Source organism: Micromonospora sp. NPDC048040, assembly GCF_055587185.1.
The window spans coordinates 1-11,046 of record NZ_JBVJGT010000103.1; the positions used below are offsets into that span (position 1 = coordinate 1).

An 11,046-nucleotide genomic window follows, 5' to 3' on the forward strand; every position below is an offset into this window, starting at 1 on the left:
TTCTTGCGACTGGGGTGGTTTGGGGGGGGTGGGGGGGGAGTCGTGAGGAAGAGGGGGGGGGGGGGGGGGGGGGGGGGGGGGGGGCGCGCCCCCCCCCCACGCGCGCGGGCGCGTTTGGTTATGGACGGTTAAGGACGGTTATGCGACGTGTACGTCGCCCCGTCCGGTCGTGTGCGTCGCCCCGTCCGGACGTGTGCGTCACCCCGGTCCGGCACCGGGGCGTCGTGTGCGTCGCCCCGGTTATCCACAGGTCCGGGTGCCTCGGTAGGGCGCCCGGACTGAGCCTCGGCGAGCGGGTCGACGGCGTCGGGTAGCGGCCTGCGACGTTCCATGGCGAGGTCCCACACGATCGGTCGGCGGTCGGCCGGAAGAAACGCGGTGTGGCGCTGGTCGCCTCGCCGGATCAGGCCGCGCCGCGCCAACTCGTCAAGGTCGCGTTGCACCGAGCGGACAGACTTGCGGGCGTAGTGGGCGAGACGGTCTTGCGTGGGGTACGCGGCGCGGCCGTTGGCGTGTGCGTGATTGGCGAGGCCGATCAGCACGGCGAGGCACTGCGGCGGGACGTCGGGGGCGTGGTTCAGCGCCCAGGTGACGGCTTCGATGCTCATGCCGGCACCCGCGCCTGCGCATCGCACATGACGAGATGGCCGGGCCCGCGATCGGCAGCATCTGCGGCGCGGCGGACGATCGGGAACACCCTGACGTCGGCGGACTCGGCGGCGGCCGTCTCCGCGGCGACGCCAACGACAAGCCCGACGCTGTCGAGTCCGAGGGTTATGTCAGGGGCGATCACGGCGTGGCCGCGGACAATCCGGGTAGCGGTGTGAGGGCGTTGTAGGTGGGCTAGCCGTCGTAGGGCACGGGGCCGATGAGGCACAGGTTTCTCCATGAAGTGGGGTGGGGACGGTCGTGACGTGTGGTGCTGGGTTGGCCTGCCGCCGAACAGGCGGGGGAGCCCATGCCGCGCTGCCTGGTCGATGCGTCGATCGGGCAGGCGACGTGAGGGCGTGCACGGGTGCTCTGCGGCCTGGCTCGCAACGAGGGCTGATCAGGGAAGCGCGAGCGGGTAACAACGGGTTCCGCTACCTGCGGGCAGGGGCAGCGTGCGAAAACGACGACGTTTCGCCGAGCAGCAGGCAGCCGTGTCAGAGGCTTAACCGGCGGGTGCCGGCCTGGTGCGGGAACGTGGTTCCTCCTCGGGAGGATTGCAGTCGGGTCCGCCGCGGTGCGGACAAGAGCGGTGGCAGGCGCCCCGAATGGGACCTGGCCTGTCACGCGGCGCGCGGCGCTGTCATGAACCGCTGCAATGGGGCCACCGGCCGCGCGGGCCGGAACCAGCCGGCAAAGCCCGTGGCCGGGCCGCCAGATGGGACGATGACCCGCGCGCGATCTCGGGCGCAGACACCGGGCCGGGTCGCGGCACGATAGGCACGCTGGGCATCACGCGCCGGTGCACACGGGTACGCCTCGCCGGTGCAGCGCAGGTTGGCACAGCGGCTCGGCTGGCCGGGGCGACGAAGGTGGGCGGCGGCGACATCAGCGGCGAGCAGCCACAACGGGACGTCGATAACGGTGTGGGGCACAGCGCGGCGGTGCGGCGATGTCATCAGCATTGCCCCTTCGACGGTGGTGTCTGGTGCCGGTGGCCACCACCCCGGCCAGCGGTGTGGGGATGCCGCTGCCGGGTCCGCCGGGACGGTGACCGGATGCAGTGACGCTCGACTTTCCACAGAGATCAAGTCGTCGCCCGATAACAGCCGAGGTGTCAGCCGTGCCCGGCCTCGCTTCGGGCCTGATCGTCCTGCCGAATCGGGAGCGATCCAGGCACGGAGCGGCCGCTGTGGCGATAGCCGGCCTGGGTCATGGCCGGGCAGCCCCCAACGCGGCAGTGCACGCCGGCGCCGCAGGCGTCATCGCCGGCCGCCTACGGCGCCGGGGCGGAAAGTCAGCCGGCCCGGAACCCACGCCCCGCCCCGCGCGTCATCCCTGGGCCAGTAATCGGTGACGAATCCCGGTGTGACCAGGGCCAGGCGGACTCACCTTCACTCGTTCTCGACGTTTTAGAAACCTGCGGTATGCCGCTGGGGCAGGTCAGCCTGAAAGCTGGGACGTCGTCGAACCCGTCTGCCGGGCCGGCGGGCCCGTCCCACACTTCCAAGCGGGCTCGCACCTTGAGCAGGTCCTGAGCCGCAGTCATGTACACCTCGTACTCCGTCGCCGCAGCGCCGCTCTCGTACGACCGGGTGAGTGCCGCGTGGCCACCCTCCGCAGCGTCGCATTCCTCGTCCCGGACGTGAAAAATCGGTAGTCGGGTCTGAACAACAAGTCGTGGTGAGCGATTTGGCTGGTCATCGTGACGGTGCAGGTCACGGCAGGTGGAAACCTGCCGCGCCAGTGCCGCGGCGCCCGCCGTGTCGGCTGCGAAAATCGCTGTCCGGTTGTGGGAGCACACTGGTAGAAAGCCGGAGTGCACAAGATCCTCACGTTCGCTGATCATCTACGGCTCATTGACGAACGGTCGACCGCCTTCCGCGCTGCGGTCGCGGCGGCGCCCAGCCTCGACGTGCCGGTTCTGACCAGCGATCCGCATGCCTCTCCCGAGCGGACGCTCTTCGATCTGGTGCAACACGTCGGCATGGCCCGCCGCAAATCAGCCGCCATCGTCGCCGCAGGGCCCGCAGACGCTCCCCCAGAGAAGTCCGCCTGGGAGGACGGTGCCGGTGCTCCCCGGGAGCGTGAGGCTCTCCTGACCTGGTGGACCGAGTCCATCGAGCAACTGACGAGCACGCTGCGCGAGGCCGGCCCGGATCGCGGTTGTTGGACATGGTGGGACGACTCGCCGTCACCACAAACCTCCGGCGCATGGGCGCGACGCCAAGTTCCCGAGATCGCGGTGTACACCTACGACGTCCAGCTCACCGTGGGTGCCCCGCAGCCGCTACCAGACGAGGTCGCCCTCGACGGTTTCGACGACTGCCAGTTCACCCTCTGCGCAACGACGGTCGCCTGGCCACACCAATCCGCCGTCGTCGATTACCACGCCGTCGAGGGCCGCTCCTGGCGCCTCCGGCTGTCCCGCGACGGGGCACGGGTCGCCCGCCTCGGCGAGCCCGCTGCCGGCGAGGCCCCGGACGCGGCCGACGCCTCCGCCCGGGGCACGGCCAGTGACCTAGTCCTGTTCTTCTACGGCCGGATACCGTTGGATTCCCTGAAGCTCGAAGGCGACCGTCGCATCTTCGATCAGCTCGCAGCCTGGGACCCGTCCGTGTAACAACGATCCCTTTGATTCTGCGTAGGCCGGGTTCTCGACGTGGTGCAGAACCAGGATCGCCTGCAGGATCGCGGTGGCGTGGTGTGGGCAACAGCGCAGTTTCGTCAGAACTTTCCAGGTCTTGAGGGTGGCGTTGGCGCGTTCACGGATGGCCCGGATCCGGGCGTGAGCGCGGTTGACCTGCTTCTGCCAGCGCGGCAGTTTCGGCCGGTAGCGGTGGCGTTTGAACGGTGTGCGGATGCTGCCGCGGGCACCTTGATATGCCTTATCGGCGAAGGTCATCACGTTGGCGCTGTTCAGGGCGTCGATGATGCCGGAAGCGCGGGCCGCGGTCAGGTCATGGACCGAGCCGGGCAGGGCAGTTGAGGCCCAGACCAGCCGGCCTGCCGGGTCGGCGACGACCTGGACGTTCAGGCCGTGACGGCGGTGTTTCCCGAGTAGTAGGGCTTCTGGTTGGCAACTTGGTCGATCGGGATCAGAGTTCCGTCGAGGATCGCGTAGGGCAGCCGGCGGATCCGGTCTATCGCGGCGTTCCGGTCGTCTGCGGTGGCGGCAAGCAGGTCGACAGCTTCCCGGACGTACCGCCAAGCCGTCGTGAAACCGATCTCGAATCCGCAGGCCAGGCGGGTCAGGGTGTCACCGTTGCGCAGGTGGGCGAGCGCGAGCAGTGCCTGCCGGCCTGGATCAAGGCGCTGCCATCGGGATCTGCGCTGTTCACGGTGGCGGCGGATGAGACCCGCGAGGTGCTTCAGGCTGCGGGCGGACAACGGAATCGCGGCAGGGTATGACAGCACAGCGAGGCTCCCGGTTGGGGCATCTGACCTTGGTCGATTGCTGTCTTACCGGGAGCCTCGTCCTATCCCGACACCTGGGGTCTCCACTTGGCTGTGACCTGCACCGTTACGATGAAAAGGCTCAGCGAGCGGCACGCACTGACCGTGGTCGGCGAGTACTGGACCACTTTCTCGTCGAATTCCTCGCCCGCCTCGGTGTCGGCGGCCTTCTCCTGATCGACGACGACATCGTCGACGAGACCAACCTGCCCCGGCTGTTGGCCGCCGAGCGCAGCGACATCGGCCGACCGAAGACCCTTCCCGCGGCCCGGAACGCACGTCGGGCGAACTCGGGTATCGGCCTTACGGTGATGGCGGAACGGGTCAAGACCAGCAAGGCGCGACAGTCGTTGAACTCCTGTGACTGGATCTTCCTCGCCGCGGATAGCCACTCCGCCCGGTACTGGGTCAACGCCGCCGCCAACCAGTACCTGACTTCTGGGCGTCGCTGGGATGGACGCGATACGACCACCCGGAGGGCCCGCAGCTCAACCGCCCCTTGTTCATTCAGCCGGCCGAAGGTGTTTGAATGGGCGCAATGGCGGATCAACGGCACGGATTGAGCCGCCCTTGAACGGACGGCGGAACTGCCGGCGCTAGGTCGAGTCGTACCGCCGCGCAGAAGCCGTCCGGGTCGTACCTGCGGGGCATGCAGGGCCTTCGACATCACGGGCGGGCGCACCAAAGCGCGCCGCTGCCCCTCGCCACGCGATCACTCGGTGACAGCCGTTAGGTACGGCGGTTCGCCGCCGGTCTTGAGGAAGGTGACTGCCAGTTGTATTGCCGTTTCGGGCCGAAGTTGTAGGTGCTCGGCCGGGCACTCGGTGGGCACTCCGCCGAAGTCGAATTGGAGTCCCTCGGTCGGGGTTTCCGTTGTGGGGTCGTTGAGGTAGCCGCTGTCGTCGGCGATGTGTACCGCGAAGGCGTGGGTGGGGTGACCGAGCCCGATCTGGATGCCGGGTGGCAGGTCATCGAGGTCGTCGTTGGTGTCGCTGAAGATGGTCAGCACGACGGGCTCGCCGGCCTGCTGGATCTCGCGAAGGAGTGCCTCCAGGGCGTCGGGGGCGGTCAGTTCGACCTCGTGGTTGTCGCGATGGTCGCCCCGGTCGTAGGTCCAGGTCACCTTCATGCGATCGCCTTTCCGTTTCCGGTATAGGTACGCCAATGGCGTACCTGCCCGTCATCGTCGCGCACGTAGACGGCCAGCTGCGCGCCGGTCGGCAGCAGTCGGGCGCGAATCTTCTCGCAGCCGTAGGGGGTGTAATCGCAGGGCGGATTGTTCGTCACCACAGCCGCCTGGGTGACGTGGTCGCGGCGCATCCGGGCGGCAAGCTTTGCCTCCAGATGGTCGGTCGCAGACGCCCCTCCGGGCCTGCCTGGAGGGCGGTCCGCCGGCACGCTTCCGGTACGACCCCTGACGGCGTTGTTGCCTTATCGGATCAGTGGGTATCCCGAAGCCGTGCCCAGCGCTGGTCAGATGGGTGGGCGAGTTCGGTGAACGCGCAACCGCTGGTGCAGGACAGCAAAGCTTGAAGCCAACTGTCGGCAGCGACGCTGACAGCAACGCCATATGACGAAGAGCTACATGGTCGCGACTTACGACCCGAGAGGTAGTGGCTGGTGCTGTCCGAGCCTGACTTGACGTGGAGCGTTGATCCTACTGGCCGCTTCCTCTACCGAGCGTCCGAATCGCTTCCAGTAAGTCCGCACTACTTGCGACGCTCCCGTTCTCGCCGTTGCTTTTGCTTTCGCTGCCTGGCTCAACATCCCAGGCTCGCCCGAACATCCGCTCCACGAAGCTGATCTTTGCCTTGCGTACGAGCTCCTCGTCATCCACATCGGCAAGGAAGGGACCGATCGCCTTCAGTTCGAGGGCCGCGCGTTTGCCTGAATGGGACCGGTTGACGAGTCTGGAGCCGAGCTGGAAAGCAACGGTCGCGGCGGCTGCGGCCGTCACGGTGATGCCGAGCTTTAGGGCAACGTACTGCCAAGAGACTTTCGCATCCACTGCGAGCCCGGACACGGAATCGAGGAGGAACCACGCGACAAGGCCGAGAATCACAAACCCGACGGCATAAGAGACCATGCCTGCAATCCACTCGCGTAGTGAGTACGAGCTGTAATCACCGCCCAGGATCGACGCAGCCGCCTTGCCGGCCAGGTTCTCGGACTCGCGGTGGAGTTTTTCGATCTGGGTAACCTGCTGCTGAGCCTGGGCAACTTGGTTCTCCAGTTCCTCGAGGGAGGGCGTGGCGCGGGATTCTAGGTCGGCCGCTTGGTTCGCAAGCCACTCGTCGTGCTTCGCTGCCCGTTCTTCCTGCTCGCTGGCGAATGCATCTCTGCTCTCGGCGACACGGGCGGCGAGTTGGTCCTCGCCATGCGCGATGCGGGTTTCTTGCTCCGCGATCTTGGCTTTGAGCTGTTCGAGTGCGCTTTCGGCTTCGTCTGCCCGTTGGTCGTAGTCCGCCTTTGTCTGCGCGAGGCGCTGCTGGAGGTCTGCGATCTCGTCTTTCAACGTCTTGATCGCGGACTCGGCAGCTTGCTGGTATGCCTCGTACATGTCCTTCGCCTGCCTGGCAGCACCGCCTCTTGGGGAGGGCGTGGGCCAGGATCCGATGGAGGGTAGAGCCTGCTCCGTGTAATCGACGACCTGACGGAGGTGGTCGGCTTGCTGCGGACTTGCAGTCCAGTTCGCCATGTAGCTGAACGCGGAAGCGAACGGGCTGTGGGCACCGTCGAGCATCGCGGGGCTGAAGAGCTCGTGGCTGGAGTTCTTGAACGAAAGGGCGTAGCTCAGGATTGCTCGAAGGCGCGCAGCATAGTCCGCGCTCGGCGGGCCGGCCTTGCCCTCACTGGCACGTAGCCCTTGATCAAGATCGTCGAGCGTGACCCAGATCGCGTGCCCCTCGAACGCCGCCTTATCCAACGCTTCGATCCCTCCCGCGTCTCGTGTCGACAAGAGACGGTACGCCTGCCGGACGACAAAATAGAGCCGCCGGCAGAGTCCGGACGAAGAGGCCGCCGGCGTGTCCGAGGCAGCAAGGAGGCAGCGCGAGCCCCGATGCGGTCCCGAACGTCAACCGACGAGACCAGCCACCTGCTCATCGACGCGAGTTGCCATCGGCTGGCAGGAGTCGACAGCCTCAGTTCGCATCCCCCCGACGGGGGTCACCCTCACTGGGCGGCGAGGCCGATAGCGGCGGCGATCTGACATCAATTGTTGACATCAACGGTGGCAGCCGAGGCCGGACGAGTGCGGACGGGTGCCGCCTCGGAGTCGGACCCGACGAACGTCAGCAGACGCTGCGACCTTCGCCGGAAGCGCCTTATAAACGAGGCAACAGCGTCTTCCAGGGCGGGCCGCTCGCGCGGTCGAACCTGGGCCGGGCCGATAGCCCGCCGGCGGCGCAAGATACGAGGAAGCCCCGGACCACCTCGGGAAGTCCGGGGCTTCGCTCCCACAGACTACAGGCGCATCATGATCCGATCGGCCGACTCTAGGATGTCGGCCAACACGGTTAAGAACGCCGACACTGTGACCAGGACGCAGATCATCTGCCCCCGGCCTCGACTAGTTATTCTGCGACCACCGCGAGCCTTCTTGCGCTTGTCGCCACGCTGCACTAGCTTCACATCCTCCCCTTGCTCTCTTCCGGGCGAGGCATGGAGTTGCGAGGCGCGTCCCGATGTCAGCGGGGCGCGCCTTCCATGTCTCTGGACCCTCAGCAAACATGAGGACGAGCGTCGTCGGAAGTCGACACGCCGGAAAAGGGGCAGGATCTAGCCACTGCTCCAATCGCCAGCCACGTTACACGACTACGGATTAAATATCCGTCTCTGTGTCGTACTATTTTTGCGTCGGGTAGCTGGTGCCGAACGAGTAGCCGGCACGCGCTCCAGTAGTCCGCATCCTGGCCTTCAGTTAGGGGCAACTCGCCTGCGGGTGGTGCCAGGGATATGCCGAGCAGCCAAGTGAGCAGCCAAACCGGCGAGCAAGAGCGGACGGTCGCGGACGCCGGCACCACGTCGAGCACGAGCACCAGGCGGTGGACCAGTGCCCCGGGACCGACTCGTAATGCGCAGATCATGGCAGGGTCTAACAGGGAGCCTTTTCCAAGCTGGTCATGCAGCTCAGGGACGGTGTTGGCGGGCCGAGGATCGATGAAGACGAGGCTCCAGGTAAGACAGCAGTCGACCAAGATCAGATGCCCCGACCGGGAGCCTCGCCTGTGCTGTCTTACCCGTCCACGATCTCGTTGTCCAGCCGGACCTTGAACCATCTCGCCGACCGCATCCGCAGCCGTCGCAAGCAGCATCGGTCCCGCTGGCGGCGCCTCGATCCGGGACGGCAGGCACTGCTCGTTCTCGCTCATCTGCGTAACGGCGATACCTACACCCGTCTGGCCGCCGGGTTCGCCGTCGGTGTGGCCACCGCCTGGCGCTACGTGCAGGAAGCGGTCGCGCTGCTCACGGCATCGGCCGACGACCTGGCCGCGGCGATGCAGCGGATCCGGCTGCTGGCGTACGCGATCCTGGACGGCACGCTGATCCCGATCGACCGCGTCGCCGACCAGAAGCCCTACTACTCCGGAAAGCACCAGCGACACGGGGTGAACGTGCAGGTCATCGCCGACGCGGCCGGCCGGCTCGTCTGGGCCTCGCCGGCACTGCCGGGCGCGGTCCACGACCTGACCGCAGCCCGCACCCACGGCATCATCGAAGCGCTGACCAGCGCGAACGTGATGACGTTCGCGGACAAGGGTTATCAAGGTGCCCGTGGCAGCGTCCGCACCCCATTCAAGCGGCACCGCTACCGGCCGAAGCTGTCACGCCGACAGAAAGCCGTGAACCGTGCGCACGCCAAGATCCGCGCCCGTGGTGAACGAGCCATCGCCACCTTGAAGACCTGGAAGATCCTGACCAAGCTGCGCTGCTGCCCACGTCGAGCCACCACGATCGTGCAGGCCATCCTGGTCCTGCACCGGGTCGAAGCCAACCGCTACGCAGGATGAAAAGAGCTCGATGAAAATGGCTCAATGTGAGACAGAGCCGAATGTGAGACAGAGCCGTTAGATCCACACTCCCGGCGGCTCCAGGCAGCCGTGCACGAGGTCGTAAGTGAGTCACGGAATGCGTCGATAGGGGTAGTTTGTTCCTGCTGCTGTCGGGTACGCACGCGGAATGCTGCGGGGTCTGATGCGTACAAAGTCGGTCGAACAGTCCATCGCCGAGGCCGATGAGCCGACGTACCGGATGAAGAGGAGCCTGAGCGCGCTGGACCTCACCGTGTTCGGCGTTGGGATCATCATTGGCACCGGCATCTTTGTGCTGACAGGGCAGCAGGCGGCCCGTAACGCCGGCCCGGCCGTCGTCCTGTCGTTCCTCATCGCCGGCGCGGTGTGCGCGCTCGTCGCGGTCTGCTACGCGGAGCTCGCCACTACTCTGCCGGTAGCCGGGGCAGCCTACACCTTTTCCTACGCCACGCTCGGCGAACTGATCGCCTGGATCATCGGCTGGGACCTGACGCTGGAGTTAGCGATCGTGACCAGCGTGGTGGCCCGAGGGTGGTCGGCGTACCTGCATGACCTGTTCAACCTGTCCGACACGGTGGCCGGCGACGCTGCCCGCCCCGATTGGGGCGCCATCTTCATCGTCGTCCTGCTCGGCATCATGGCCCTGTTCGGGACCAAACTGTCGGGCCGCGTATCCGCCGTGTTGGTCGCGGTCAAGGTCGCGGTGGTGTTGTTCGTTATCGCGCTGGGTGCCTTTTTCATCAAGGCGGCGAACTACACGCCGTTCGTCCCGCCCGCCCAGCCGGCGGAGAAGAAGGTTGGCGGCGATGCACCACTGCTGCAGGTCCTGCTCGGCGTGACCCCGCAGCATTTCGGCGTCTTCGGAATCCTCGCGGCGGCGTCGATCGTGTTCTTCGCCTACATCGGCTTCGACGTGGTCGCAACGACCGCCGAGGAAACCCGCAACCCGCAGCGCGACATGCCTCGCGGCATCCTCGCAGCACTGGCGATCTGCGGGGTGCTCTACATGGCGGTGTCGTTCGTTATCACCGGCATGGCGCACTACACCCGGCTCGACACGGGTGCCCCACTGGCCCGCGCGTTTGACGAGGTCGGCGTCATATGGGCGGCCAAGATCATCGATGTCGGGGCGCTGTCCGGGATCACCACAGTGATCCTGGTGCTGCTGGTCGGCCAGACCCGAGTGCTGTTCGCGATGTCGCGGGACGGATTGCTGCCGCGCGGCTTGGGCGCGGTGCATCCGCGGTTCGGTACGCCGTGGATCATCACGCTGGTGATGGCCGTGGCCGTGTCGGCGCTGGCCGGGGCCGTGCCGCTGTCCCAACTCACGAAGTTGGTGAACATTGGTACTCTGTTCGCGTTTGTAGTGGTGTGCCTCGGCGTGATCGTGCTTCGGCGCACCCGGCCCGACCTGCATCGCTCATTCCTGGCCCCCGGTGTGCCCTGGCTGCCAGCGCTCGCCATCCTGGCCTGCCTGTGGCTGATGCTGAACCTGCCGGTATGGGCCTGGGTGCGGTTCGTGGTCTGGATGGTGCTCGGTTTGGTCATCTACTTCGGATACGGACGGCGCCACAGCCGCCTTGGCAGGCGCATGCGGCAGTGAACCGGCACACCGACCGGGCGAACCGGCGCCGCCGTCGGCAAGCCCCTATTCCGTCCTTACTGACCGTCGAGTCCTGGCGCGACGCCGGCTGTCGGCCCGGCTGCGGCCGAACGCGTCGGCGCGCCCCCAGCGTCCTGGGATGTCGAGCAGTTCGATCCGGCCGATCGCGGCCGGTAGGGCGGGGTCGACCGCGAGGTGGTCCTCGTGGGGGTTGAGGCCGAGCATCGTACGGAGGAACAGCAGGGTCGCTCCGGCCGACCAGCCCTGCGGGCTGCAGGCGGTGGGGTACTCGACGGGGTACTTGGT

Annotated in this window: 9 protein-coding genes and 2 pseudogenes; 4 read left to right on the plus strand and 7 right to left on the minus strand. The window is 66.7% G+C overall.

All coding sequences use genetic code 11. The features are described 5' to 3' along the window. Positions 1-128: 128 nt before the first annotated feature. On the minus strand, positions 129-608 hold the full coding sequence (locus ACZ6O2_RS35770; protein ID WP_466026107.1) for a helix-turn-helix domain-containing protein: 480 nt from the start codon (positions 606-608) through the stop codon (positions 129-131). Continuing rightward, the gene (locus ACZ6O2_RS35775) at positions 605-793 is read right to left on the minus strand and encodes a hypothetical protein (protein WP_466026108.1); all 189 of its coding nucleotides are present in this window, start codon (positions 791-793) and stop codon (positions 605-607) included. The genes ACZ6O2_RS35770 and ACZ6O2_RS35775 overlap by 4 nt, the downstream gene beginning before the upstream one ends. Positions 794-2,467: 1,674 nt before the next feature. Here ACZ6O2_RS35775 and ACZ6O2_RS35780 point away from each other — a divergent pair. Then, positions 2,468-3,271 (plus strand): maleylpyruvate isomerase N-terminal domain-containing protein, encoded by an 804-nt coding sequence (locus ACZ6O2_RS35780; protein WP_466026109.1) that lies wholly within the window; start codon positions 2,468-2,470, stop codon positions 3,269-3,271. A gap of 18 nt (positions 3,272-3,289) precedes the next feature. On the opposite strand, the pseudogene ACZ6O2_RS35785 reads toward ACZ6O2_RS35780, so the two are convergent. Beyond that, positions 3,290-4,065: pseudogene (locus tag ACZ6O2_RS35785) on the minus strand (transposase family protein); the annotation flags it as partial. A gap of 14 nt (positions 4,066-4,079) precedes the next feature. On the opposite strand from ACZ6O2_RS35785, the gene ACZ6O2_RS35790 reads away from it, so the two are divergent. Continuing rightward, complete coding sequence (locus ACZ6O2_RS35790; RefSeq protein WP_466026110.1) at positions 4,080-4,667, plus strand: ThiF family adenylyltransferase; 588 nt, start codon at positions 4,080-4,082, stop codon at positions 4,665-4,667. A 149-nt stretch (positions 4,668-4,816) separates the two neighbouring features. Here ACZ6O2_RS35790 and ACZ6O2_RS35795 read toward each other — a convergent pair whose 3' ends face one another. The 3 genes from ACZ6O2_RS35795 to ACZ6O2_RS35805 all read right to left on the minus strand — a co-directional run bounded on the left by ACZ6O2_RS35795 (position 4,817) and on the right by ACZ6O2_RS35805 (position 7,030). Then, the gene (locus tag ACZ6O2_RS35795; protein ID WP_466026111.1) at positions 4,817-5,233 is read right to left on the minus strand and encodes an Imm1 family immunity protein; all 417 of its coding nucleotides are present in this window, start codon (positions 5,231-5,233) and stop codon (positions 4,817-4,819) included. Beyond that, on the minus strand, positions 5,230-5,502 hold the full coding sequence (locus ACZ6O2_RS35800; RefSeq protein WP_466026112.1) for a DddA-like double-stranded DNA deaminase toxin: 273 nt from the start codon (positions 5,500-5,502) through the stop codon (positions 5,230-5,232). The genes ACZ6O2_RS35795 and ACZ6O2_RS35800 overlap by 4 nt, the downstream gene beginning before the upstream one ends. Before the next feature lie 259 nt (positions 5,503-5,761). After that, complete coding sequence (locus ACZ6O2_RS35805) at positions 5,762-7,030, minus strand: hypothetical protein (protein WP_466026113.1); 1,269 nt, start codon at positions 7,028-7,030, stop codon at positions 5,762-5,764. 1,303 nt (positions 7,031-8,333) lie between these two features. On the opposite strand from ACZ6O2_RS35805, the gene ACZ6O2_RS35810 reads away from it, so the two are divergent. Both ACZ6O2_RS35810 and ACZ6O2_RS35815 read left to right on the plus strand, forming a co-directional pair. Then, positions 8,334-9,116: a transposase family protein gene (locus ACZ6O2_RS35810; RefSeq protein ID WP_350704550.1), complete on the plus strand. Its 783-nt coding sequence runs from the start codon at positions 8,334-8,336 to the stop codon at positions 9,114-9,116. Between the two features lie 169 nt (positions 9,117-9,285). Beyond that, a complete protein-coding gene (locus tag ACZ6O2_RS35815; RefSeq protein WP_466026114.1) occupies positions 9,286-10,740 on the plus strand; it encodes an amino acid permease in 1,455 nt (484 codons plus the stop codon). A gap of 45 nt (positions 10,741-10,785) precedes the next feature. Here ACZ6O2_RS35815 and ACZ6O2_RS35820 read toward each other — a convergent pair. Beyond that, a pseudogene (locus tag ACZ6O2_RS35820) lies at positions 10,786-11,046 on the minus strand (glycogen debranching N-terminal domain-containing protein); the annotation flags it as partial.

Coding starts and splice junctions, on each gene's coding strand:
- ACZ6O2_RS35770 (WP_466026107.1), bottom strand. CDS start 608: ATGAGCATCGAAGCCGTCACCTGGGCGCTGAACCACGCCCCCGACGTC.
- ACZ6O2_RS35795 (WP_466026111.1), bottom strand. CDS start 5,233: ATGAAGGTGACCTGGACCTACGACCGGGGCGACCATCGCGACAACCAC.
- ACZ6O2_RS35815 (WP_466026114.1), top strand. CDS start 9,286: ATGCTGCGGGGTCTGATGCGTACAAAGTCGGTCGAACAGTCCATCGCC.